Genomic DNA, 24,144 nt, shown 5'->3' with positions numbered 1-24,144 from the left:
GAAGATGGGAACCGAACAGCCCCCGACCACCGTGCACCGCGACGATCTCGCGGACCGCACGGACGCGGTGCGCTCGGCGGTGCCGGACGCCGCAGCGGCGCCGGGACCGGTTGCGGTACCGCCGCAGCCGGCCCCGGTGTTGGGCGAGGATCTGCTGGTGCTCGGTCTCGATGTCGGCGGCACCACCATGAAGGGCGAGATCACCGACGCCTCCGGTACGGCGCTGGCCTCCCGCGTCGTCGCCACACCGCAGGGCGAAGCGGCCTTCGAAACCATGGGCGCGCTCGGCGATCAGCTGTTGGCCGAGCTGAGCGCTGACCAGCGCGACCGGGTCGCGCGCGCGGCCGTACTACTGCCCGGCATCGTCGACCCGGTCCGCTCGATCGCGGTATTCAGCAGCAATGTCGGCTGGCGTGATGTGCATATCGGCGACCGGTTCACCCGCCGCTGGGGCATGCCGGTGCTGATCGAACACGATGTCGCGGTGGCCGGCTGGGCCGAATGGCGCTATGGCGCCGGGCGCGGCCACGACGATGTCTGCGTGGTCATTCTGGGCACCGGCATCAGCGGCACCCTCTCCGTCGGCGGCCACCTGGTGCGCAGCGGCTACGGGCAGACCGGTGAATACGGCCATATTCCGGTTCGGCATGCGGACGGATTGCGTTGTCCCTGCGGCAATATCGGCTGCGTGGAAACCGTCGCATCGGGTGCGGCCATCGCCCGCGCCTACGCGCAGCGCACCGGACACGAAACGGCGAGCGCGGCCGATGTCTTCGCCCGGCTCGATACCGATTCCGATGCCAAAGCCGTTGTCGACGAAGCGATCAGCGCGCTGGCCGACGGACTGCTCGGCCTCATCCACGCGGCCTGTCCGGAACTGATCATCCTCGGCGGCGGACTGGCCGGCGCCGGCCCCGCCCTCACCGAACCACTGCAGCACACCATTGCCGAACGTCTGCGGGTCGTACCGGCACCGCGGGTGCTGCTCGGCGAATTCGGCGCTCGCGCGGGACTGATGGGTGCGGCCCTGTTCGCCAGGTCCGGAGCTCTGACGTGACCAGCGGCGAGACGGGCGCCGGTGGCCGCATGACGCTCGAGATCCGCGGACGGATCGTATCGGCGACCTCGACTTTCGACGACGGCGTGGTGTCCGTGCGAGCCGGGCGGATCGACCGTGTCTCATCGCTCGCGGACTGGGTTGCCGCGCATCCGGATTCGAGCGTGCCACCGTTTTCGGGCACCGTGCTGCCCGGACTTGTCGACATTCACAACCACGGCGGATTCGGACATCGGTTCGACACCGTCGACGCCGATGAGGCGCGCTCGGCCGCCGAGTTCCACCACGCGCATGGATCGACAACGGTGCTGGCCAGCGTGGTCACCGGCGCGGCGGCGGATATGGTCGCGCAGGTCGCTACGCTGCGCGCACTGGCCATCGACGGCACCATCGGCGGAATCCACGCCGAGGGGCCGTTTCTGGCCGAGGCGCGATGTGGCGCGCAGGATCCGCGATATCTGCGCGATCCCGATCTCGAACTGACCGATCGACTGCTCGCGGCCGCCGACGGTGCGCTGCGAATGATGACGCTCGCCCCGGAGCTGCCCGGATTCGACAAGGTGGCCCAATGTCTTTCCGATAGCGGCGTTGTGGTGTCGCTGGGCCACAGCGATACCGACTTCACCCGCTTCCAGCAGGCCATGCGCCCCAACGGCTTCGGCAGTCTGGTCACCCACCTGGCGAACGGTATGCCGCCGCTGCATCACCGCGAGCCCGGTCCGGTGGCCGCGGCGCTGGTCGCCGCGGCGCGACGGCAGGCCGTCGTCGAATTGATCGGCGACGGCGTGCACATCGACCCCGGTTTCGGCGCATTGGTTTTCGCGACCGCACCTGGACAGGTCGCACTGATCACCGACGCGATGCAGGCCGCTGGCATGCCCGACGGCGAATATCGGCTCGGCCCGCAGGTTGTCCGGGTCAGCGATGGCGTGGCCCGGGTGTCCACTGGATCCATCGCGGGCGGCACCGCTCACCTCCTGAAATGCCTCACCTGGGCGGTCGACGCCTGCGGTGTGCCGCTGCGCGACGCTGTGATCGCGGCCACATCGGTGCCCGCGGCCGCGGCGGGACTGACCGAGGTGGGCGACCTCCGTACCGACCTGCTCGCCGACCTGGTGATAGTTGATGACAATCTCCAGTTGCGCCGGGTGCTCAGACGTGGACAGTGGTTGTCGTGATCCTCACCGTGACAATGAATCCCGCCTATGACATGACCTACCGCGTAGAGCATTTCGAACGCGGCCAGGCACATCGGGTCCGCTCGGTCGAACAGCGGATCGGCGGGAAGGGCATCAATGTGACGCGGGTGCTCAATCAGCTCGGCAAATACGCTCGGGCGACGGGCTTCTCCGACCACGCCTTCGCGGCCGCCGCCGAACTGGAGATGCCGGTCGATTTCGTGCACGCACTGCCCTGGGTCCGACGCACGGTGGTGATCAGCGAATCCGGCGACGGCACCGCGACCGCGTTATGGGAGCCGGGCGCGCGAGTCTCGAATCCGCATGCCGCCGAACAGCTCTCGGTCCGGGTGTCCGGCATGCTGCCGGAGATCAACGGCCTGGTCATCTCCGGATCACTGCCGGGTGGCATCGTGCCCGGCCTGCCCGCCGAAATCGCGCGCACCGCCATTACCGCGGGCGTGCCGACCATCTGTGATGTCGACGGCGAAGCACTGCGCCTGGCCGCCCACGTCCCCGGCATCATCCTGATGCCGAATACCGAAGAGCTGGAACGTCTCACCGGACGCGTCCCGGTGACCCCGGATGAGGTCGCCACGGCCGCACAGCCGCTCATCGAACGCGGCGTGCGCGCCATTATCGCCACCCGCGGCGCGGAGGGCATGGTGGTGGTCACCGCCGAGGGCGCGTGGTCGGCCGTACTGCCCGAACCGCTCGCCGGAAATCCCACCGGGGCAGGCGATGCCGCGACCGCCGCGGTCATCGCGGCCCTCTCCGATGCGGACGGCCTGCCGGACTGGTCGGCCATCCTCGTCGATGCGGTGGCCACCTCCGCGGCCGCGGTCGTCATTCCGGTTGCCGGTGAGATCGACCGCTGCCTGCGCGCCCGCATCGCACCCACGGTGGTCGTCGAACGACTAACCACCCCGCAGGAGAAATCCGCATGACCGCCAGACCCGTCCCGGACCTGATCACCGCCGCCCGTCCCGGCGGCCTCGGCGCCTTCAATGTGATCACCCTCGAGCACGCCGAAGCCATCGCGGCGGCCGCCGAAGCGGCGAAACGGCCAGTGCTGCTCCAGCTTTCGGAGAATACGGTGCACTACCACGGCGCGCTGGCCCCGATCGCACTCGCCTGCCTGCGCATCGCCGCCGACAGCACCGCCGATATCGCGGTACACCTGGACCACGCCACCTCGTTCGAACTCATCCGCACCGCGGTCGAACTCGGTATCCGCTCGGTCATGTACGACGGCTCCACCCTCGACTACGCCGAAAACGTCTCCGCCACCGCCGATATCACGCGCTGGTGTCATGCCCGCGAGGTCTTCGTCGAGGCCGAACTCGGCGAGGTGGGCGGTAAAGACGGCGCGCACGCCCCCGGGGTGCGCACCGATCCGGACGAGGCGGTCGAATTCGTCGCCACCACCGGCGTGGACGCCCTGGCTGTCGCGGTCGGCTCCTCGCACGCCATGCATACGCGCACCGCCGAATTGGATAATGACCTGATTGCCCGGCTGGCCGCGAAGGTGCCCGTCCCGCTGGTACTGCACGGCTCCTCCGGTGTCCCCGACGCGGGACTGCGCGCCGCCGTCGAGCACGGTATGACCAAAATCAATATCGCCACCCGGCTGAATATCCTTGCCACGGACGCGATTCGGACCACCTTCGCCGGCCGCCCCGCGATCGTCGATCCGCGCAAGTACCTCGAACCCGCACGCGCAGCGATCCGGTCAGAGGTCGAACATCTGCTGCGCGTGCTCGCCGGATAGACCTCACCACCCGGGGGAAGTACGGCATCCATCGGTGATCAGTAATGATAGGCTGAATTGCTCTTAGTTTAGCTAAAGGTTTGCTGTCCGTTCGAGCTGTATCACCTGATGAAGGAATAACAACTCCATGGCTGTCATCCTGCAATCAGGAGAACAGCGCGCTGCCGGTGTGGGGACGCAGCAGAAAGCCCCGCACAAGTTATCGCTCAGTGCCGCAGTCGTATTCGCATCCCTGTCCATCGGCGCCTGGCTGGTCTTTCTACGGCCGAACTGGCAGATGTACTGGCACCAAGTCGATCTACAGGTCTATATGTGGGGCGGTACCGTCGCGGCGACGCATCCGACGTTGCTGTACGACGGCCGCGGCCCGCTCGGCCTGCCCTTCCTCTACCCCGTCTTCGCCGCGTGGATCTGCGCCGAACTCTCCCGCTTCCCGATCAACTACATCGGGACCGGCGTCACGGTACTGACCATGGCGTCGCTGTTCGTGAGCGTGTGGAGCGCCGCGAGACTGCAGCAACTGCGGCGCGGGCCAGGTTTGCTCGCGATATGCATCGCCGTCACCGGGGCCGCGATCTGGTTGGAGCCGGTCCAGCAGACCTTTCGATTCGGACAGCTCAGTGCGATCCTCATGGCACTGGTGCTGGCGGATCTGGCCATCCCCAAGGAGAGCCGGTATCGGGGCATCCTCATCGGCATCGCGACGGGGTTGAAGCTGACGCCCGCGGTCTTCATCGTCTACCTGTTCATCACCCGCCAGTACCGTGCCGCCGCAACGGCCGCCGCGACCTTCGCCGCGACGGTCGCGATCGGCTTCTGGTACCGGCCGACCCAGGCGCTGCAGTTCTGGTCGACGACCACGACCTCGCAGAACCGAATCGGCTTCGCCTATGTGCAGAACCAGTCGATCAATGGCATGTTCGGCCGGCTGGAATGGTCGACGTGGGACGACACCACATCCTCGTTCGTGTGCGCCGGTCTGCTCGCACTCGCCGGCATCGCGGCGGCGCGCATCGCCCACCTGCGCGGTGACGAATTGCTCGGCGCACTGCTCGCGGCCACGGTAATGCTGCTGGTCTCGCCGATTTCCTGGACCCACTACTGGGTGTGGATCGTACCCGCGCTGCTGTGGGTGATCCACGCCCTGCGCCACCGCTCGCTCGCCATCCGGATCGGCATTCCCGCGGCCATCTATCTGTTCGTCTTCGCGTGGCCGCTACAGGTCGATCGGGTCGGATCATGGGATCCGGAACTGCCGCTGCTGCCGCAGGGGCTGATCTGGCTGGTACCGCAGACCGAAGGCCGGGAATTCCGCTGGACACCATGGCAATTCCTGCTCGGCGATTCGTACACCCTGCTCGCCACCATCGCGCTCGTCGCCGCGATCGTCTGGCTGCTCCCGCTGAAGCCGCGGCCACCGCAAACCTCCGACGAGGTTGTTGCGGACCGGCGGCGCGAGCGAGGGATCGACGCCGCCGGTCAGCGGCGAGACGGTCCGAGCAGTGAACCGCCAGGGTCGAGCGAATTGGAAGCCGTGGGGTAGAGCTCTGTCCGCGGAGCCCGCTTCCATTCGCCGACATCGTCATACTGCTCGGACAACCTCGAGAATATTGGCGTTCCAGCTGTGAATCGCCTGGGAAATGGTCAATTGGCGCTGCCGCTCGACGGGTTGGCCCGGCGCTGCCGCTCGCATTCCTCGTGGTCGGCATCGGGGCGGTCCGGACCCTGCAGGCTGCAACCCTGTCGGTTGTATCCCGCCGCGTCACGGCCCCAGCGGTCGTAACCCCACAGGTCATAGCCGCTGTGGTCGTAGCCGAACCGGTCGCGACCCGAGCGGTCATAACCCGAGTGGTCGAAACCGGAGCGGTCGTAGCCGAACCGGTCGCGACCCCAGCGGTCATAACCCGAGTGGTCGAAACCGGAGCGGTCGTAGCCGTCGGGACCGTAACCGTCCGGGCCGAAGATGTCGGGTGGCGGAGTCGGGCTCGGTGCAGTGGGCTGGGTCGGCGCGGGTTGGGTCGGCGCCGGAGCCTGGGTGGGAGTCGGAGCCTGGGTGGGAATCGGGGCGGGAGTCGGCGCCGCTGTTGGGGCGCCGGTGTCCGGGGTTGCGAACGCGGGCGCGATTGCCGCCGCGGGAGCGAGTGCCAATGTTCCGGCGACAACGGTCTGCAGCAGCATCCGTTGGACCGTGCGTGAACTCCTCGTCCACCGCACCATGATCGACCTCCTTCTCGAATCGGAGCGCGGCGTCGCGCTCCGATCGGACTATCGGTCGATCGTCCGGTATTGCTACCCGTCATGGAACCTATGCCACGGCGAATATCGTTCCACCCGAGGGAAACTCGATGATGACAGGCACTACTGCGCCGTCGAATCAGGGATTCGGGATCCGATCGAGCATGGGCCTCGAGCAGCGAATGAGCCAGGGCGGCAAGGGATTCCGACGGAACCCTATTGGCGATCTTGGAGATCATCTCCTGGTAATGGCGTCGCCAGCGGCCAGCCGCCAGCCGCCAGATGTGAAGCGACCCTGGCGATATCGTGCGCGTCCGGCTGTTCCATCGCCATCCGCGCGATCGCCGCTTCGATATCGGCGTGGCTGATCAGGCTGTCCCGGTTGGAGTCCACCAACTCCTCGGCGATCGCGACCACCTCGTAATCGGTCAGATGACGGTGCAGCACCGCGAACAGGGCGACATAGTCCGATCGCGGAATCCCTTGCGGATATCCGGCCCGCAGCCAGCCGATAACCCGGCCGAGCAGATTCGGCCGAACCTGAGCGGATTTCGCTGGATCGGTCACGATGCACCTCTTCCTACTGTCCGAACAGATGAATTCCGAATTCAGCGGCCAGGAACGCCTTCGCGGTGTAAAGAATTCCGGTGACAATCGCGGCGATGATCAGCGCGAAGCAGGCGTACGCACCGGCCAGCGCGCGGTGATTGCGCTGGCCGGCACGGCCGTCCGCGGATGCCGCATCGGCGACCGACCAGAGCCGCACCCCGACGGCGAAGACGATCGGCAGACCCGCGCCGAGCAGCAGACCCGCGAGAGTCACCTTCCACAGCGCGTTCAGATTGGTGACGAGTGTGTGCACGGTGCGCCTCCTCAGACCTGAGCCGAACGGCTATTCGATGCGTTGGTCTCCCTCGGGGACGATCCGGCGGGCGGCGACGATCCATCGACGGTCACGTGTTGTCCATCCTCTGCGACCGACGCGGCTTCGGTCTCGGTGTTCTTCGCAAGCTCCGCAGCGGCGTCCGGCGTGTCGGCCTCGGCCGCTCCGCCGGGCCACTCGTTGACATTGCCGGTGTGCACCGGATCGCGCCGCGACCGCAGATACATCAGCACCGACAGCGCGATCAGCAGTGCGAACACCACCAGCACCCCGGGCAGCCCGCCGATGATATGGGCGATGGCCCAGCACACCGCACCGGCGACGCCCGCGAGCGGCAGCGTCAGCAGCCAGGCAACGGCCATCCGGCCCATCACACTCCAGCGCACCTCCGCCCCCTTGCCGAGCCCGGTGCCGAGGATCGATCCGGTCGCGGTCTGCGTGGTCGACAGCGGCAGCCCGAAGTGGGCGGAGGTGAGGATGATGGCGGCGGAGGAGGATTCGGCGGCCAGCCCCTGCGGCGAATCGATCTCGACCAGCCCCTTGCCGAGGGTGCGGATGATCCGCCAGCCACCGAGGTAGGTGCCCGCCGCGATAGCGACGGCGCAGGCCGCCATCACCCACACCGGCATCTCGTCGTTCTTGTTCAGCGTGCCGTGCGCGACCAGGGCGAGGAAGATGACGCCCATCGTCTTCTGCGCGTCATTGGTGCCGTGCGCCAGTGAGACCAGCGAGGCCGAGCCGATCTGCCCCCAGCGGAAGCCCTCGTTGACCTTGTCGGGATCCGAACTCCTGGTGATCCGGTAGACGCCCCAGGTCCCGATCGCGGAGACCAGCGCGGCCACGATCGGTGCGAGCAGGGCGGGCAGCACGATCTTGGTCAGTACACCGTCCGCGCCGTGCGCCCAGATCACCCCGCCCCAGCCCAGTGCGGCGATGGTGGCACCGATGAGGCCGCCGAACAGCGCGTGCGAGGAACTCGACGGCAGGCCGAACAGCCAGGTCAGCAGATTCCACAGAATGCCGCCGACCAGACCGGCGAACACGATGATCAGCAGCGCCTCACCCTGGACGGCGTCGAGCCGGACAATGCCCTTGGCCACCGTCGCGGCGACCGCCACGGACAGGAAAGCGCCGATCAGATTGAGACCCGCGGATACGGCGACAGCGACTCGTGGTCGCAGTGCGCCGGTGGCGATGGAGGTCGCCATCGCATTGGCGGTGTCGTGGAAGCCGTTGGTGAAGTCGAATACGAGTGCCGTGGCAATGACGATCAGGAGTACCAGGAGGTCCGCGGTCACCCCTCCAGTGTGCGGCACTCGCAATCAAGATTGCCACGCGGTTGCCGCCCATCGGGACCGATTCCGGGTCGGCTACCGTGGAGCCGGTCTCTACCTACCGGGGCCCGAGCAGCCGGCCGTTATCGGCGTACCAGCATGAACCCTGGAACCGAACCACGGTCCGGACCGCCCCAACTGCGACAGCAGCGCGCCATCACGACAGCTGCGCCCGATCACGGCACCGATGCGCGATCGCTGCCCGCGATCAGAGACAAGAGCGCACGATAACCGCGGCTGCGCACGATCAACGGCGGCAACATATATCACGGCAGCAGCGCGCGAACCGTTTCGATGGTGTCGACATCGGCCGCGGTCTTATCCGGGCGATACCGGACGACGCGGGCGAAGCGCAGGGCGACGCCGCCCGGATAGCGCGGGCTCACCTGGACGCCGTCGAGGGCGATTTCGACCACGAGCTCGGGCCAGAGGTAGACGGTGTATTCATCGCGGGCGCGCTCGTGGCGCGGGAATTCGGCGGTCTGCCATTGCAGGAGTGCGTCGGTGAGGCCCTTGAAGGTCTTGCCGACCATGACCGGGTCGCCGGTTTCCGGATCGCGCGCGCCGAGATGCAGATTCGACAGGTATCCGGTGCGCCGTCCATATCCCCATTCGGCGCCGAGGACCAGCAGGTCGAGGGTGTGCGTGGGCTTGATCTTCTGCCAGGCCCGGCCGCGGCGGCCGGCGGCGTAGGGCGCGCTCAGTGACTTGATCATCACACCTTCGTGCCCGGCGGCCAGCGCACCGTCGAAGTATTCGGCGGCGGCCTCCGCATCGGGCCGGATCAGCGCGGGGATGCTGTGCGCGGCCGCCACCTTGGTCAGTGCCGTGCGGCGCTCGAACAGCGGGGCGTCGAGCAGGTCCTCGCCGTCCAGATGCAGGCAGTCGAAGAAGTACGGGTGCAGCAGCAGTTCCCTGGTGGAGCTGACCTCGGCGAAGCGGCTCATCGTCTCCTGGAACGGACGCGGCCGCCCGGAGTCGGTGAGCGCCAACGTTTCTCCGTCCAGCACCACGCTCGTGCAATCGAGCCGGGCGACCAGGTCGACCAGTTCCGGCACGCTCGCGGTGATATCACGCAGCGTCCTGGTGAACACCCAGACCCGCGAATTCTGGCGATGCACCTGGATGCGCGCGCCGTCGAGTTTGTGCTCGACGCTCACCTCGTCGCCGAATTCGGCCATCACTTCGTCCAGCGACGCACCGGGTGCGGCGAGCATGGGCTGGATCGGGCGGCCGACCTCCAGCCGGAACTCGCTCAGCGCGTCGACCCCACCGGTCAGCGCGGCGACGGCCGTGACGGGTAGCTGTCCGGAGAGCATGTATGCCCGCCGGACCAGCTCGATCGGCACCGCCGCGGCCACGGCGACCGCCTCGGCGACGATCGCGGTGAGCGCACCCTGGCGCAACTCACCGCCCAGTAGGCGCATCAGGAACGCCTGCTGCTCGGCGGTGGCGGCGCTCCACAACGCCGCGAGCAGGTCCCTGCGCCGGTTCGCCGAGCCGGGGCCCGATGTGGTCGCCAATTCGCTCAACGTGCCGTCCACCGATGAAACCGTCAGCGTCGCAAGTTCACTCGGCGCGGAGTCGAGAGTGGTCAGCGTGCGCCAACCGGTGCCGATGCGACCCTGCCGCAATTCACCGGACACCCAGGCGACCACCGGCGCGAGCTCGTCCGGGGCAGCCTCGGTCAACAGCGCGGCCAAGGTGGCGATCTTCGTCTTACGGGACCGGGTCGCGCGGACGGTCTCCGAGGCCTGCACGACATCCGAGAACAGCACCAGACGACGGTAACCCGGCCGTGTGACATATCGCTCAGCAGTGCTGCTAATTGCCCATTGGCACGGTTGCGAATGTCCTCATAAACTGGTCGCGTGGCCAAGACTTACGTCGGGGCGCGGCTTCGCCAGCTGCGGACCGAACGAGGGCTGAGCCAGGTCTCACTCGCCCAGAAGCTGGAGATCTCGGCGAGTTACCTCAATCAGATCGAACACGATGTGCGCCCGCTCACCGTGCCGGTACTGCTGCGGATCAGCGAAGTCTTCGGCGTCGACGCTACCTTCTTCTCCTCCCAGGACGACACCCGGCTCATCGCCGAACTCCAAGAGGTCGTCATGGACCAGGAGCTCGGCATCGAGGCCGATACCCAGGAGATCGCGGATATGGTCTCCGCACATCCGAGCATGGCGCGCGCCCTGGTCAATATGCACAACCGGTACCGCAATACCTCCGCACAGTTGGCCGCCGCCACCGAGGACCGTTTCGCCGACGGCTCCGGCAGCGCGACGATCAGCAAGCCGCACGAGGAGGTGCGCGACTTCTTCTACCAGCGGCAGAACTACATCCACGAGTTGGATACCGCCGCAGAGGAGCTCACCGCCCGCATTCGCTTCCACGGCGGCGATGTGAACAGCGAGATCGCGCGCCGGTTGCGCGCACACGATGTGAGCATTGTCGAGCGGATCGATCTCGGCGAGGGCGTACTGCACCGCTACGACCCGCAGAGCCAGCGACTCGAGATCGCGCCGCATCTGTCCGGCGGCCAGCGCACCTTCAAACTCGCGGCCGAACTCGCCTATTTCGAATGCGGCGACCTGCTCGAAAAGCTGGTGGAGGAGGGCAATTTCACCTCCGAGGACACCCGCAAGCTGGCCATGCTCGGCCTCGCCAACTACTTCGCCGCGGCAACCGTCTTGCCCTACACACACTTTCACGAGGTCGCCGAGGATTTCCGATACGACATCGAGCGACTCTCGGCCTTCTTCACCCAGAGCTACGAGACGATCTGCCATCGCCTCTCGACGCTGCAGCGCCCCAAGCTGCGCGGCGTCCCGTTCTCATTCGTGCGGGTGGATCGGGCGGGCAATATGTCGAAACGCCAGTCCGCCACGGGCTTTCACTTCTCCGCCAGCGGCGGCACCTGCCCACTGTGGAATGTGTACGAGACCTTCGCCTATCCGGGCAAGATCATGACGCAGATCGCCCAGATGCCCGACGGGCGCAAATACCTGTGGGTCGCCCGTACCGTCGAGCGCCGCGCGACCCGATATGGCCAGGCCAGCAAGACGTTCGCGATCGGCCTCGGTTGCGAACTGCGCCACGCGGGTCGGGTCGTCTACGCCGACGGCATCGATCTCGACGAAGCCAAGGCCACCCCGATCGGCGCGGGCTGCCGCGTCTGCGAACGCGCCAACTGCCCGCAGCGCGCCTTCCCGCCACTCGGCAAGGTCCTCGACATCAGCGAACACCGCAGCTCGGTCTCCCCCTACGTCCTCAAGTGAGGCCGCTACGCATGCCGACGGGGACACCGCTGGCAGTGCCGCACAGCCAATGAGCATCGCGCAGAACTCACACACTATGCGACACCAACACAGGCTATGCGACACCAGCACGCGCCATGCGACAACCAACACCCGCTACGCGGCCGCGACACGCGCTCTGCGACCCCGGCCACTCAGGCGGGAGGTGGAGTCCGGAATGCGCTGGGCCGACATCGCCGGAATGCGCCAGGCCGACATCGGCGGATTCCGATGTCGGCCTTGGTGGTTCGCTAGTTGGTTATGCGGGCAGTGTCGAACGCTGGATACGCACTCCGAACAGGGTGAGGCCCAATGCTGCGACAAGGAGTGTGGCCAGTGTCCAGGCCAGGACCGAAAAGCCGTGTGGTGCAGCGGCAGCGGCGACCAGTGGTCCGGCGGTCGCGCCGACGTAGAAGCTGAACATGGCGACCGAGGAGGCGGCGGCGCGCGCTTGGCCACCCAACTCACCCGCGGTCTGCAGAACCGCTGGTGCGATGACGCCGAGGCCGCCGACCAGCACCGCGAGCAGGATGGTCAGCACGGCGAGGTGGGCGCCCTCGAAGGTGGCGATCACCATGGCGGTCGCGGCGACCAGCACGCCGAGCACCATTTGCCCCGGCTTGGTCAGGCGCGAGAGCGGGATGGCCAGCAGCGGCAGTGCGAACATCACCGGCAGCGCACCGGCCCGCAGCGCGAGCAGTTCACCGGAACCCTTGACCAGACCGGTGATTTCGATGCCGGTGTACACCCCGACCATCACCGCCATGCTCAGCGCGCCCGCGGCCAGCATCGGCAGCAGCGCCTTGATGCGCAGCACCGCGGGGATCGCCGCGTAGCTGTGCACCAGCGGCTTGTCCCGGCCGGTCGGCGCGTCGTCGAGCATGACCGCGCGCAGGACGAAGGCGAGCGCCACGAAGACGACGGCCGAGCCGATGAACATGGTGCGCCACGGGAATGCGGCGACAACGGCCTGCGAGGCGATCTGAGCCAGGACCGTCGCGGCGAGGAAGGACGTGGCCACCGACATGGTGACCACCGCGCGGTGCGCCGGGGCGATGCGGGTGGCGATATAGGCCATGATCGCCGGTGGAATCGAACCGACGACCAGGCCCTGCGCGACCCGCAGACCGACCGCGATCGGGGCACTGAACGATAGACCGGTCAACAGTGTGACCACCGCTGCGACGATCATGCCGGTGACCAGCACCCGGCGGTGACCGTAGCGGTCCGACAGCGGGCCGAACAGCACGAAGCCACCGGCATAACCGAAGGCGAAGGCGCTGATGATCCAGGTCATTACGCCAGCGCCCACGTTCCAGTCCGCTTTCATTGCGGTGAACAGTGGAATCGGAATGTACATCTGGCCGGTGGCCAGCAGGGCGGACAGGACGAAGACGGGGAGGGTACGCCCGGTGTGCGCACGTGGTGACGCGCTGCGAGTGCGTGCCTTGGCCGGGATACCGGCCGGAAGCTGAAGAGTCGGCGTTGCCATAGCGATGAAGGTAGGCCCGTCACGCCCTAGATGTCAACCAAATAGTTGGTTTAATGAGATGGTAAAGTCATGGTCATGACGGTCACGATGAAACGGAGCGATGCGACCAAGCAGGCTCTATTGCGTGCCGCGCGTGATGAATTCGCCGAATACGGCCTGGCCGGCGCGCGGGTGGACCGGATCGCGGAGGCGGCCGGGGTGAACAAGGAGCGCATCTACGGCCTGTTCGGCAGCAAGGACAAGCTCTTCGACGTCATCCTGATCGACACCATGCGCGAGTTCATGGATGTGGTCCAGCCGCTGGCCGATACCGAACCCGGCGAGTACGTGGGCAAGCTGTTCAACTACCACCGCGAAAATCCGCAGCTGCTGCGACTTTTGCTCTGGGAGGGCCTGCACCGCGGCACCGACGCGCACGATATCGATGGCTGGCGCGCCCAGCACTACGTGCGGAAGTTCGACCGCGCCAAGGAGCAGTTCGACGTCGACGAGAGCCACGCGGGCCGACTCCTGCTCGCCCTGTGCGGCCTGTCCAATTGGAGCCTCGCGGTCCCCCAGACCACCCGACTACTGCTCGGCGCCGACGCCGAGAACCGCGACGCGACCCGCGAATTCATGATGGAGTTCGCCCGAGCGGCCATGCAGCGCGACAAATCGGTGCCCCACCGCGAACCGGTCAACAAGTTGACCACCGAATCGGCCACCCCGGTTGACAAACCGAGCCCGGCGGTCGTCACCGAAGCGACCAACCCGGTCGACCGCGCCGCCCAACGCCTGCGCGAGGCCCAAGCCGCAGCCGACGCGGCCCGCGAAGACCTCGCCGCCGCCCTGCGCGCCGCACACGCCGACGGCACCAGCGCCAACCAGCTCGCCCGCCAGGTGGCCGGAACCCTCTCCCGCCCGGTGGTCCTGAAGCTGCTCGCCGACTGACGCTTTCGATCGCCGAAACCCACTGCTTACGAATGGATTCCGGCGATCAATGCATGGGCGTGGCTCAGAACGACGCTTCGTCCAGCTCCATGATGTCGTTGTCGATCGCGGCGATGATGTTCTTCACCGCGGTCAGCTCCGGCAGCGCGTTCTTCGCGAAGAAGGTCGCGACAGCCACCTTTCCGGCGTAGAAGGGGCGGTCCTTCTCCGGTGTGTCGCCGGCCAGGGCGGCGGCCGCGATTTCGGCCTGCACCAGCAGGCGCCAGCCGATGAGCAGATCGCCGACCGCGAGCAGGAAGCGCACCGAGCCGAGTCCGACCTTGTACAGCTCCTTCGGATCCTGCTGGGACGCCATCAGATATCCGGTGAGCGTCGCCGCCATCGCCTGCACATCGGCGACCGCGGTGGCCAGTAGCACCCGCTCGGCCTCGAAGTGACCGGTCTTCGCCTCCAGGAATGCGGCGATCTGCCCGTTGACGTGGGCGAGCGCCACCCCCTTGTCCCGAATGATCTTGCGGAAGAAGAAGTCCTGGGCCTGGATGGCGGTGGTGCCCTCGTACAGCGAGTCGATCTTCGCGTCGCGGATGTACTGCTCGATCGGGTAGTCCTGCAGATAGCCCGAACCGCCCAGCGTCTGCAGCGATTCCGTGAGGTACTGGTAGGCCCGCTCGGAACCGACACCCTTGACGATCGGCAGCAGCAGATCGTCGACCCGGTGCGCCAATTCGGCGTCCGCACCCGAAACCAGCTCTGCCACATCGGCGTTCTGGTGCGCGGCGGTATACAGGTACACCGCGCGCAGACCTTCGGCGTAGGCCTTCTGCATGGCCAGCGAACGCCGCACATCGGGATGGTGGGCAATGGTGACGCGCGGGGCCGCCTTATCCGCCATCTGCGTCAGATCCGCGCCCTGCACCCGCTGCTTGGCGTAGTCGAGGGCGTTGAGGTAACCGGTGGACAGCGTGCCGGTGGACTTGATGCCCACCACCATGCGCGCGTTCTCGATCACCTGGAACATCTGTGCGATGCCGTTGTGCACCTCGCCGACCAACCAGCCCTTGGCGGGCACATCGGTTGCGCCGAAGGTCAGCTCACAGGTGGGCGAGGACTTCAGCCCCATCTTGTGTTCGACACCGGTCACGTAGACGCCATTGCGGTCGCCCAGCTCGAGCGTCTCGTGATCGAAGAGGTATTTCGGTACGTAGAACAGCGAAAGCCCCTTGGTGCCCGGACCGGCGCCCTCCGGGCGGGCCAACACCAGATGGAAGACGTTCTCGGCCGTCTCGCCGACGTCGCCGCCGGAGATGAAGCGCTTGACGCCCTCGATATGCCAGGACCCGTCCTCCTGCGCGATCGCCTTCGTACGCCCGGCACCGACATCGGAACCGGCATCGGGCTCGGTCAGCACCATGGTGCCCGCCCAGCCGCGGTCGTACCCCTTTGTCGCCCACTGCTTCTGCTGCTCGGTGCCGACATTGAACAGCACCGAGGACATCACCGGCCCCATATTGAAGAAGCTCGCCGACGGGTTGGCGCAGGTGAGCATCTCATTGACCGACCAGACCACGGCCGCGGGTGCGGGCGTACCGCCCATCCCCTCCGGCATGCCGAGCCGACTCCAGTCGGCCTCGTGCACCGCCGCGACGGTCTTGCGTAGTGCCTCGGGCACCGAAATCGAATAGGTGGTCGGATCGTAGACCACCGGATCCCGGTCGGCCGCGCTGAAGGATTCCGCCACCGGCCCTTCGGCCAGCCGCTTCACCTCGGCGAGGATCTCCCGCACAGTATCCGAATCAAGATCGCCATAGGCACCCGTATCCAGGAGCTTGTCCAGTCCGAACACCTCGAACAGGTTGAACTCGATATCCCGAACGTTCGCCTTGTAGTGACCCACCGGTCCTCCTCGACTCACGCGTCCCCCAGCCTCGGCAGCACGGGGCTCGACGTTTTGACGTTGTACAAAACGAGACTGCCGTACCGCTGTCTTGCTACGCAACCGTAGCCAGAGTGGCCCCTCACACGTGCGCACCGAGCGGTCGCGCAAAGGTTCACACCACGGAAACATGCGCAACCGACTCGTCACCGAGAGATATTCCGGCGCAACAACTTCTGTCTAACGTTCGCAGCACGAATACAGCCGTTGTATACAACCCGGTCTACAGCCCCTGTTCCGGCGACCTACCAACCGTCGGACTCGGCCGTGACCGGTGCAAAGGCGGGCGTATTCGGCGCGGTGCGCGCAGCGCCGCCGAACACCTGATGAGGAGAGAAGGGTCCGTCCCCATGCCAGAATCCCGTGACATCCATCGATCGCGTTCCCGCCGCGTCACCAGGGCGTTGGTCGCGCCGACGGCCGTCGCACTGGCCGGTCTGCTGCTGACCGGCTGTGGCGCCAAGGATGACGCCTCGACCAGCGGCTCCAATGCCGCGTCGTGCGTGGACACGTCGAAGGACTCGATCAAGATCGGTTCACTGCACTCCCTGTCCGGCACCATGGCGATCTCCGAGGTCACCGTCGCCAACTCGACCAAGCTGGCCGTCGACCAGATCAACGCCGCGGGCGGGGTTATGGGCAAGAAGCTCGACCTGGTGCTCGAAGACGGCGCCTCGGACCCGAAGACCTTCGCGGAGAAGGCCGAAAAGCTGATCAGCTCCGACTGTGTCGCAGCGGTATTCGGCGGCTGGACCTCATCGAGCCGCAAGGCCATGAAGCCGAAGTTCGAGAGCCTGAACTCGCTGCTGTACTACCCGGTCCAGTACGAGGGCCTGGAGGACAGCAAGAACATCTTCTACACCGGCGCGACCACCAACCAGCAGATCCTGCCCGCGCTGGACTACCTGAAGCAGAAGGGCATCAAATCCCTCTACCTGGTCGGCTCCGACTATGTCTTCCCGCAGACCGCCAACCGGGAGATCAAGGCCTACGCCGCGGCGAACGGCATCGAGATCAAGGGTGAGGACTATACCCCGCTCGGCTCCACCGACTTCTCCACCATTGTCAACAAGGTCCGTAATGCCAAGGCGGGGGCGGTATTCAACACCCTCAATGGCGACTCGAATGTGGCCTTCTTCCGCGAGTACACCAATGCGGGTCTGAAAGCCGCCGATATGCCGGTGGTTTCGGTGTCCATCGCCGAGGAAGAGGTCGCGGGCATCGGCGCGCAGAACATCGCGGGCCAGCTCACAGCGTGGAACTACTACCAGACCGTGGACACCCCGGTGAACAAGAAGTTCGTCGCGGACTACAAGGCGGCGTTCGGCGCCGACAAGCCGACCTCGGATCCGATGGAGGCCGCCTACGCCTCGGTCTTCCTGTGGAAGAACACCGTCGAGAAGGCAAAGTCGTTCAAGGTGGCCGATATTCAGGCCGCGGCCGACGGCGTGACCTTCGAGGCCCCGGAGGGCCTGGTCACCGTCGACGGCTCCAACCACCACATCACCAAGACCGCCCGCATCGGCGAGATCCGGCCGGACGGACTGATCTACACGGTGTGGGATTCGGGCAAGGCCGTCACGCCGGACCCGTACCTGAAGTCCTACGAGTGGGCCAAGGGCCTCAAGTAGCGACTGGCGCCGGGTGCGGGCTTTGTGAGAGGGAGCCCGCACCCGGCCGATCCCGTTAGGAGTTCAATATGGACGTGTTGATCGGCCAGCTCTTCACCGGGCTGAGTCTGGGATCGATTCTGCTGCTCGCGGCGCTCGGCCTTTCGCTGACCTTCGGTCAGATGGGCGTGATCAATATGGCGCACGGCGAATTCATCATGGCCGGGTGCTACACGACTTATGTTGTGCAGAAGGTCATCTCGTCGACCGGGGTATCGCTGGTCGTTTCGCTGCTGATCGGCTTCCTGGTCGGCGGACTGCTCGGCGCGGGGCTGGAAATGGGCCTGATCCGCTGGATGTACGACCGGCCGCTGGACACCCTGCTGGTCACCTTCGGCGTCGGACTGGTGCTGCAACAGGCGGCCCGTGACATCTTCGGCGCACCCGCCAAGAATGTGCTCGCCCCCGAATGGCTCAGCGGCGGTGTCACCATCCTCGGCGCCGTGGTGCCCAAGACCCGGATCTTCATTCTGGTACTCGCACTGGTCACGGTGACCGCGCTGGCCACCGTGCTCAAGACGACCCCGCTGGGACGGCGCATCCGCGCGGTCGTGCAGAACCGCGGATTGGCCGAGACCAGTGGCGTTTCCAGCCGTATCACCGATATCAGCACGTTCTTCCTCGGCTCCGGCCTGGCCGGGGTCGCTGGCGTCGCGCTCACGCTGATCGGTTCGACCAGCCCCACCATCGGGCAGAGCTATCTGATCGATGCCTTCCTGGTGGTCGTGATCGGCGGACTCGGGCAGATCAGGGGCACGGTGATCGCGGCCTTCGCACTCGGGCTGCTGAATTCCTACATCGAATATTCGACGACGGCCTCGATCGCGAAGGTAATCGTCTTCGTCATCATCGTCATCTTCCTGCAGGTCCGTCCGCAGGGTCTGTTCACCGTTCGCACGAGGAGTTTGGCATGACCACACTCGGACAACGTTGGCGCGCACATCCTTCGGTGACCGCATGGGGCGGCTTCATCGTCGCCGCGATCCTGCTGTTCGCGGTCGCACCCGCCGTGCTCAGCGATTTCCGGCTCAACCTGCTCGCCAAATTCCTGTGCTTCGCGATCGTGGCCGCAGGCATCGGATTGGCCTGGGGCCGTGGCGGAATGCTCACCCTCGGACAGGGCGTGTTCTTCGGCATCGGCGCCTACATCATGGCCATGCATATGCAGATGGCCGATGCGGCCCGGCTGCACAATGACGTGCCGGAGTTCATGGAGATCGCCGGTATTCGCGAATTGCCGTCGTTCTGGCGGCCTTTCGCCTCCGCACCGGTCGCCTTGATCGGCATTCTGGTACTGCCGGCACTGGTGGCGGCGGCGCTCGGATACGGCGTGTTCAAGCGCCGGGTCAAGGGCACGTATTTCGCGATTCTGAGCCAGGCGCTGGCGGCGGCGCTGGCGATTCTGCTGACCGGTCAGCAGAAGATCGGCGGATTCACCGGGCTGTCGGACTTCCGTGCCTTCTTCGGCTTCAAACTCTCGGATCCGGCGAACCGGCAGATGCTGTTCTTCATTGCGGCGGGCACCCTGCTGCTGGTGGTCGCGGCGGTGCGTCAACTCATGCGCAGCCGGTACGGCGAATTGCTCGTGGCCGTGCGTGATCAGGAGGAGCGGGTGCGCTTCCTCGGCTACGATCCGGCCAATATCAAGATCGTGGCGTATGTTGTCGCGGCCTTCTTCGCCGGCATCGCGGGTGCGCTGTTCACACCGATCGTCGGCATTATCTCCCCGGCCGATATCGGCGTGGTGCCGTCCATCGCATTCATTATCGGCGTCGCGATCGGCGGGCGCACCACCCTGCTCGGGCCGGTGCTCGGCGCGATCGGCGTCGCCTGGGCGCAGACCGCGCTATCGGAGGAGTTCCCGTCCAGCTGGACCTATCTGCAGGGTGTGCTGTTCATTGTGGTGGTCGGGTTCATTCCGGCGGGTCTGGCGGGGGTATGGCCGATGCTGAAGGGGTTGCTGGACAGCAGGTTCGGCAAGTCGGTCGACCCGGTGCCGGTCGTCGTCGCCGAAGCGCTGCCCGAGGTCGTACCGGTTGCCGAGGATAAGGTGGAATCCCTATGAATACGGTTGCGCCAGCACATGATCCGAAAGCCGGTGGCAATGCGGGCATGTCGAGTGAGTACCTCGAAATTCGCGGCCTCTCGGTGAGTTTCGATGGCTTCAGAGCCGTCTCGGATGTGGATCTCACCGTGCTGCAAGGCGATCTGCGCTTCCTCATCGGCCCCAATGGCGCGGGTAAGACCACGCTCATCGATGCGATCACCGGACTGGTGCCTGCCAGTGGATCGGCGCAGAAGTCCGGCGTGGAATTCCTCGGCAAGAAGGTGCATCAGATCGCCCGGCTCGGTATCGGCCGAACCTTTCAGACGGCGAGTGTCTTCGAGCAGTTGAGCGTTTTGCAGAATCTCGATATCGCGGCCGGGGCGGGTCGGTCGGCGTGGACGCTGCTGCGCCGCCGCAAGTCGGTGTTGCCGAGTATCGAAGAGGCACTGGAGATCACCGGCCTCGGCGACCTGCGCGATAAACCCGCGGGCGTATTGGCGCACGGGCAGAAGCAATGGCTGGAGATCGGCATGCTGCTGGTGCAGAACGCCTCGGTGCTCCTGCTCGATGAACCGGTGGCGGGCATGAGCGCCGAAGAGCGTGAGGAGACCGGAAATCTATTGCGCCGCATCGGCGGTGAACGCATTGTCGTGGTGGTCGAGCACGATATGGACTTCATGCGCTCGTTCGCGACCTCGGTGACCGTATTGGCCGCGGGCAAGGTGCTCAGCGAGGGCACCGTCGAACAGGTACAGGCCGATCCCAAGGTGCAGGAGGTCTACCTCGGCACCGCCGCGGCCATCGGCACCGAACTCGAAGACGCGCATACGGCGCAGGAGCTGACCGCGAAGGAGTCCGCCGATGCTTGAGCTCATCGATATTCATTCCGGTTACGGCCGGACCGAGGTGATCCACGGCGTGTCGATCACCGTTCCGGACGACAGCGTGGTGGCGATCATGGGACACAATGGCGCGGGCAAGACCACGCTGCTGCGCACCGCGGTCGGTCTGATCGGTACGAAATCCGGCCAGATCACGTTCCACGGTGAATCGATCAGCAAGCTGTCGCCGTCGCGCCGGGTCAAGCGCGGCATCGCGTATGTGCCGCAGGGACAGCAGAGTTTCCCGCAACTGACCACCGCCGAGAATCTGCAGGTGGTGGCCGATGGCCGCAAGCGCGGCAAGGCGTTGATCGATGAATCGCTCGATCTGTTTCCGGCGCTGCGGGAACTGCTGACCCGCAAGGCGGGGTTGCTCTCCGGCGGTCAGCGCCAGCAGCTGGCGATCGCGCGGGCGCTGATCACCGAGCCGAAGCTGCTCATTCTCGACGAACCCACCGAGGGCATCCAGCCCTCCGTTGTCGCCGAAATCGAGCGCACCATTATCGATTTGACCGGTCGCGGCGGACTCAGTGTGCTGCTGGTGGAACAGCACATCGGCTTCGCTCTGCAAGCGGCACAACGCTATTACGTCCTGCAGTCCGGACGGGTGACGTCCACGGGCGAGGGCGGTGCGGGCGCGGAGACCTCGGTCCGCTCGGCAATGGCGATCTGAGCTGGCCGCCATGACGCGCAGGGGGCGAGTTCCGCTCAGCGAGCGGGTATACGAATCGCTGCGGCGGGACCTGGCCACCGGAGCGATCGTGCCCACCGAACGGCTCGGCGAGGAACGGCTGGCCGAGATCTACGGGGTCTCGCGCACCCCGGTGCGGGAGGCGCTGGCCCGGCTGCGGGCCGACGGGCTGGTGGAGCGCCACGCCGATGGACTGTATCCGTTTCGGCCGCGATTGGAGGAACTGGACAATCTGTACGAATTGCGGATTGTGCTGGAGACCAGGGGATTTCAGCGGGTGATCGGTATCGTGGGCGAGCCGACGCCCGCGCACGATCTGGCGCTGGTGCGCGCGGAACTCGACACCTGGCGCGGCTTCCGCGACGATCCACCCGAACCCGGCCCCGCGCTGGTCGCCGCGGACGAGCAGTTCCACACGACGCTGCTCGCCGCGGCGGGCAATGCGGCGCTGGCCGAGGCGCTCACCGGCGTGTACGTCCGGGTGCGCCCGGTCCGCACCCTCGATCTGCCGACGCCCGAGCGGATCGCCACCATGACCGGCGAGCACATCGCGATCGCCGAACAACTGCTCGACGGTGATCCCGACGCGGCATTGCGCACCCTCACCACCCATATAGGCCGCTCCCGCACCCATGTGCTGGCTCGCGCGCAGCAGGCCATCGAATTCACGAAACTCTCACGCGCGGTTCGGGACTGACGACGGCCCCGGTTCGACCGAGCGGGGATCGGTCGGCCGTCGTTGGCAGGCCAAGACGAACACGAAGGCACACAGTCCTACGGAATCAGCACTTGGTCTGGAACGGCCAGCATTCGATCGGACGGTACGGCGGCGGCGACGGCGTCACGCTTGTCGTCGTATCCGGCTCGCGGGCCGGTTGGGCCGAATCGTGTGCGAGCGAACTCGCGATCACGATCAGGACGATCACCATGCCGAGCAGCGCAACGGCAAAGATCGCCCACCCGGCGGTCGTCTGCCGCCTACTCGGTGGCAGTGGCGCGGGGATGACGTGCTGTCGGAGGTCCCGCGCGGACGGCGTCGGCGCCTCGGGCTGCACCGCGTCGAAGCCATCGGCGAGCAGTTCTGCGCGCGAAGGCTTTTCGGCGCCGAGCGCATCGCAGGCGGCGGCGACCCGGTCGGCGGTCCAGCTGCGCGGTCCGGCGGAGAAGCCGTCGAGGTAGATGCGCAGCTCGGCCGCGTCGCGGGCATTCGCGACGAGCACATCCATACCAGGGCGCAGGTTGGTGCGCGCGGGCCGCACCGCGACCCCGCGGAATGGCACCAGCACGACGACGCCGCAGATATGACCCGGATCGATCAGTGCCCGCTCGAGGGTGGTCTTCACGGCGTGCACGCTGTGTTCCACGTGGTCGACGGGATCGCCCGAGATCTCCTCGTCGAATTCGGCGGGCTCCGCGCTGATCGTCCACGGACCGTCGCCCGGAATACTCAGTATTCCGTTCTGGCGGCGCCGGAAGCCCTTGACATCGGCCACCGTAATGCCGCGCGGGGTCAGGATGACCGCATCGACCCGCCGGGCCCCACGGTCACCGACCGCTACGTCGAGCAATGCGACACCGGTCGTCGAATACGACCGCAGGCATTCCACGAACTCCTGCTCCGCCCCGGAGAGATTCGCTCCGGTCTTGATCTTCACCAGCATCGCGTCTTTCCCTGCCTCATCCGGTTCGACCCGGCGTCCCGCATCCACCGCGCCGGTACTGATGATGACCCGCGGTCGCCGCGAAGACCACAGGAAAGCCAAGAAGGCCAGCACAATCCGGCAACAGGGAACCGGCCAGTCGGATTCAAGGCGCCTCGGCAAGCCAGCTCCGAATCCCAGCAACGCCCCTATCGATGCGGTCACGAACCGAGCCCAGCCGGGATACCGCAAGGTCCAGGAACCGCGCGCCGCACAAACAGAGTGCTGCCGATCCACCGATCAGCGACCTACCCGCTAGTACGCTCTGATTCGGTCCGACACCACGGACCCGCGACGAGACTCCTCCGGTGCACACTGGGGAGCAGGAGGAAAAGGCATGGTTTCGGTGTTGCAACCACGCATTTCACCCGGACGGCTCCGCGAGCTCGGTCCGATCAATTGGGTTGTCTGGCAGTTGCTTTCGCGCGCGGCGGGCACCGATGACGCACATCTGTTCAGCACACTCGGCCGGACGAAGGGGCTGTTCCGCGGCTGGCTGCACTTCTCGGGACGATTGATGCCGGGCGGCCGACTGCCCCGGCACGAATCCGAACTGGTCATCCTGCGCGTCGCCCGCCTGCGCGACTGCGCCTATGAAATGGACCATCACATCCGCATCGGCAGGCGCGCCGGTGTCACGCCGGAAATCCTGGAGCGAGTCAGCACCGGCCCCTCCGCCGACGGATGGTCGGATAAACACCGTGCCCTGCTCAACGCGGTCGACGAACTGGTCGGAACCCGCGATATCGGCAATGCCACCTGGGCCGACCTTGCCGAGCACTACGACGAGCGCAGCCTGATCGAAATCGTCCTGCTCATCAATCAGTACGAGGGGTTGGCCGCAACCATTACCGCGCTGCGGATCCAGCGCGACGGGCTGTGATGCTCGGGAGCGTCGGCGAGCAGCGCGTGAGCAAGGCAGCGCGTGAGCAAGGCAGCGCGTGAGCAAGGCAGCGCGTGAGCGATTAATGGCCCGCGCGCCGCTTTCTCGATTTGGCGGCAACTCCGGGGCGACCTTCGTCGAAGGCCGTCCAGCTGGATAGCAA

Annotated in this window: 22 protein-coding genes; 14 read left to right on the top strand and 8 right to left on the bottom strand. The window is 66.3% G+C overall.

What is annotated here, in order from left to right:
- Positions 1-4: 4 nt before the first annotated feature.
- The 5 genes from ACQP2D_RS03910 (at position 5) to ACQP2D_RS03890 (ending at position 5,549) form a co-directional block, all read left to right on the top strand.
- Entirely contained in the window at positions 5-1,057 is a 1,053-nt protein-coding gene (locus ACQP2D_RS03910) for an ROK family protein (protein ID WP_433682358.1), read from the top strand.
- Complete coding sequence (locus ACQP2D_RS03905; protein ID WP_433682357.1) at positions 1,054-2,235, top strand: N-acetylglucosamine-6-phosphate deacetylase; 1,182 nt, start codon at positions 1,054-1,056, stop codon at positions 2,233-2,235. Before ACQP2D_RS03910 ends, ACQP2D_RS03905 begins: the two co-directional genes overlap by 4 nt.
- On the top strand, positions 2,232-3,182 hold the full coding sequence (locus ACQP2D_RS03900) for a hexose kinase (protein ID WP_433682356.1): 951 nt from the start codon (positions 2,232-2,234) through the stop codon (positions 3,180-3,182). Before ACQP2D_RS03905 ends, ACQP2D_RS03900 begins: the two co-directional genes overlap by 4 nt.
- Positions 3,179-4,006 (top strand): class II fructose-bisphosphate aldolase, encoded by an 828-nt coding sequence (locus tag ACQP2D_RS03895; RefSeq protein WP_433682355.1) that lies wholly within the window; start codon positions 3,179-3,181, stop codon positions 4,004-4,006. The genes ACQP2D_RS03900 and ACQP2D_RS03895 overlap by 4 nt, the downstream gene beginning before the upstream one ends.
- A 127-nt stretch (positions 4,007-4,133) precedes the next feature.
- Positions 4,134-5,549, top strand: a complete 1,416-nt coding sequence (locus tag ACQP2D_RS03890; RefSeq protein ID WP_433682354.1) for a glycosyltransferase 87 family protein — start codon at positions 4,134-4,136, stop codon at positions 5,547-5,549.
- A 101-nt stretch (positions 5,550-5,650) separates the two neighbouring features.
- On the opposite strand, the gene ACQP2D_RS03885 is transcribed toward ACQP2D_RS03890, so the two are convergent.
- From ACQP2D_RS03885 to ACQP2D_RS03865, 5 genes are all read right to left on the bottom strand, one after another.
- Positions 5,651-6,223, bottom strand: a complete 573-nt coding sequence (locus tag ACQP2D_RS03885; RefSeq protein ID WP_433682353.1) for a hypothetical protein — start codon at positions 6,221-6,223, stop codon at positions 5,651-5,653.
- A 234-nt stretch (positions 6,224-6,457) separates the two neighbouring features.
- A complete protein-coding gene (locus ACQP2D_RS03880) occupies positions 6,458-6,808 on the bottom strand; it encodes a DUF3349 domain-containing protein (RefSeq protein WP_433682352.1) in 351 nt (116 codons plus the stop codon).
- 13 nt (positions 6,809-6,821) lie between these two features.
- The gene (locus tag ACQP2D_RS03875) at positions 6,822-7,103 is read right to left on the bottom strand and encodes a hypothetical protein (protein WP_433682351.1); all 282 of its coding nucleotides are present in this window, start codon (positions 7,101-7,103) and stop codon (positions 6,822-6,824) included.
- Positions 7,104-7,114: 11 nt separating this feature from the next.
- Positions 7,115-8,422 carry an anion permease gene (locus tag ACQP2D_RS03870; RefSeq protein ID WP_433682350.1) on the bottom strand — a complete coding sequence of 436 codons (1,308 nt, stop codon included), beginning with the start codon at positions 8,420-8,422 and terminating at the stop codon, positions 7,115-7,117.
- 302 nt (positions 8,423-8,724) lie between these two features.
- A complete protein-coding gene (locus ACQP2D_RS03865) occupies positions 8,725-10,236 on the bottom strand; it encodes an ATP-dependent DNA ligase (protein ID WP_433682349.1) in 1,512 nt (503 codons plus the stop codon).
- Between the two features lie 93 nt (positions 10,237-10,329).
- Between ACQP2D_RS03865 and ramB the strand changes: the two genes are divergently transcribed.
- Positions 10,330-11,736, top strand: a complete 1,407-nt coding sequence (ramB, locus tag ACQP2D_RS03860) for an acetate metabolism transcriptional regulator RamB (RefSeq protein WP_433682348.1) — start codon at positions 10,330-10,332, stop codon at positions 11,734-11,736.
- A 277-nt stretch (positions 11,737-12,013) separates the two neighbouring features.
- On the opposite strand, the gene ACQP2D_RS03855 is transcribed toward ramB, so the two are convergent.
- Positions 12,014-13,246 (bottom strand): MFS transporter, encoded by a 1,233-nt coding sequence (locus tag ACQP2D_RS03855; protein WP_433682347.1) that lies wholly within the window; start codon positions 13,244-13,246, stop codon positions 12,014-12,016.
- 75 nt (positions 13,247-13,321) lie between these two features.
- On the opposite strand from ACQP2D_RS03855, the gene ACQP2D_RS03850 reads away from it, so the two are divergent.
- On the top strand, positions 13,322-14,176 hold the full coding sequence (locus tag ACQP2D_RS03850) for a TetR/AcrR family transcriptional regulator (protein WP_433682346.1): 855 nt from the start codon (positions 13,322-13,324) through the stop codon (positions 14,174-14,176).
- A 64-nt stretch (positions 14,177-14,240) separates the two neighbouring features.
- On the opposite strand, the gene ACQP2D_RS03845 is transcribed toward ACQP2D_RS03850, so the two are convergent.
- Positions 14,241-16,070, bottom strand: coding sequence for an acyl-CoA dehydrogenase (locus ACQP2D_RS03845; protein WP_433682345.1), 1,830 nt, complete (start codon positions 16,068-16,070; stop codon positions 14,241-14,243).
- Positions 16,071-16,459: 389 nt separating this feature from the next.
- Between ACQP2D_RS03845 and urtA the strand changes: the two genes are divergently transcribed.
- From urtA to ACQP2D_RS03815, 6 genes are all read left to right on the top strand, one after another.
- Positions 16,460-17,740 (top strand): urea ABC transporter substrate-binding protein, encoded by a 1,281-nt coding sequence (urtA, locus tag ACQP2D_RS03840; protein WP_433198423.1) that lies wholly within the window; start codon positions 16,460-16,462, stop codon positions 17,738-17,740.
- Between the two features lie 68 nt (positions 17,741-17,808).
- On the top strand, positions 17,809-18,693 hold the full coding sequence (gene urtB, locus ACQP2D_RS03835; protein ID WP_433682344.1) for an urea ABC transporter permease subunit UrtB: 885 nt from the start codon (positions 17,809-17,811) through the stop codon (positions 18,691-18,693).
- Positions 18,690-19,844 carry an urea ABC transporter permease subunit UrtC gene (gene urtC / locus ACQP2D_RS03830; protein WP_433682343.1) on the top strand — a complete coding sequence of 385 codons (1,155 nt, stop codon included), beginning with the start codon at positions 18,690-18,692 and terminating at the stop codon, positions 19,842-19,844. The genes urtB and urtC overlap by 4 nt, the downstream gene beginning before the upstream one ends.
- On the top strand, positions 19,841-20,695 hold the full coding sequence (urtD, locus tag ACQP2D_RS03825; RefSeq protein ID WP_433682342.1) for an urea ABC transporter ATP-binding protein UrtD: 855 nt from the start codon (positions 19,841-19,843) through the stop codon (positions 20,693-20,695). The genes urtC and urtD overlap by 4 nt, the downstream gene beginning before the upstream one ends.
- On the top strand, positions 20,688-21,380 hold the full coding sequence (urtE, locus tag ACQP2D_RS03820) for an urea ABC transporter ATP-binding subunit UrtE (RefSeq protein WP_433682341.1): 693 nt from the start codon (positions 20,688-20,690) through the stop codon (positions 21,378-21,380). The genes urtD and urtE overlap by 8 nt, the downstream gene beginning before the upstream one ends.
- Before the next feature lie 10 nt (positions 21,381-21,390).
- On the top strand, positions 21,391-22,095 hold the full coding sequence (locus ACQP2D_RS03815) for a GntR family transcriptional regulator (RefSeq protein ID WP_433682340.1): 705 nt from the start codon (positions 21,391-21,393) through the stop codon (positions 22,093-22,095).
- Between the two features lie 85 nt (positions 22,096-22,180).
- Here ACQP2D_RS03815 and ACQP2D_RS03810 read toward each other — a convergent pair whose 3' ends face one another.
- Complete coding sequence (locus tag ACQP2D_RS03810) at positions 22,181-23,059, bottom strand: nuclease-related domain-containing protein (RefSeq protein WP_433682339.1); 879 nt, start codon at positions 23,057-23,059, stop codon at positions 22,181-22,183.
- A 388-nt stretch (positions 23,060-23,447) separates the two neighbouring features.
- On the opposite strand from ACQP2D_RS03810, the gene ACQP2D_RS03805 reads away from it, so the two are divergent.
- Positions 23,448-23,981 carry a carboxymuconolactone decarboxylase family protein gene (locus tag ACQP2D_RS03805; protein WP_433685517.1) on the top strand — a complete coding sequence of 178 codons (534 nt, stop codon included), beginning with the start codon at positions 23,448-23,450 and terminating at the stop codon, positions 23,979-23,981.
- Positions 23,982-24,144: the final 163 nt, after the last annotated feature.

This window comes from Nocardia sp. CA-119907 (assembly GCF_050955995.1).
GTDB lineage: Bacteria > Actinomycetota > Actinomycetes > Mycobacteriales > Mycobacteriaceae > Nocardia.
The sequence above is the reverse complement of the archived record's forward strand: the minus strand, read 5'-3'. Positions and strand labels throughout refer to the sequence as shown.

Coding starts and splice junctions, on each gene's coding strand:
- ACQP2D_RS03895 (WP_433682355.1), top strand. CDS start 3,179: ATGACCGCCAGACCCGTCCCGGACCTGATCACCGCCGCCCGTCCCGGC.
- ACQP2D_RS03885 (WP_433682353.1), bottom strand. CDS start 6,223: ATGGTGCGGTGGACGAGGAGTTCACGCACGGTCCAACGGATGCTGCTG.
- ACQP2D_RS03810 (WP_433682339.1), bottom strand. CDS start 23,059: ATGCTGGTGAAGATCAAGACCGGAGCGAATCTCTCCGGGGCGGAGCAG.
- ACQP2D_RS03850 (WP_433682346.1), top strand. CDS start 13,322: ATGACGGTCACGATGAAACGGAGCGATGCGACCAAGCAGGCTCTATTG.
- ACQP2D_RS03890 (WP_433682354.1), top strand. CDS start 4,134: ATGGCTGTCATCCTGCAATCAGGAGAACAGCGCGCTGCCGGTGTGGGG.
- urtE (WP_433682341.1), top strand. CDS start 20,688: ATGCTTGAGCTCATCGATATTCATTCCGGTTACGGCCGGACCGAGGTG.
- urtC (WP_433682343.1), top strand. CDS start 18,690: ATGACCACACTCGGACAACGTTGGCGCGCACATCCTTCGGTGACCGCA.
- urtB (WP_433682344.1), top strand. CDS start 17,809: ATGGACGTGTTGATCGGCCAGCTCTTCACCGGGCTGAGTCTGGGATCG.
- urtD (WP_433682342.1), top strand. CDS start 19,841: ATGAATACGGTTGCGCCAGCACATGATCCGAAAGCCGGTGGCAATGCG.
- ACQP2D_RS03855 (WP_433682347.1), bottom strand. CDS start 13,246: ATGGCAACGCCGACTCTTCAGCTTCCGGCCGGTATCCCGGCCAAGGCA.
- ACQP2D_RS03815 (WP_433682340.1), top strand. CDS start 21,391: ATGACGCGCAGGGGGCGAGTTCCGCTCAGCGAGCGGGTATACGAATCG.
- urtA (WP_433198423.1), top strand. CDS start 16,460: ATGCCAGAATCCCGTGACATCCATCGATCGCGTTCCCGCCGCGTCACC.
- ACQP2D_RS03910 (WP_433682358.1), top strand. CDS start 5: ATGGGAACCGAACAGCCCCCGACCACCGTGCACCGCGACGATCTCGCG.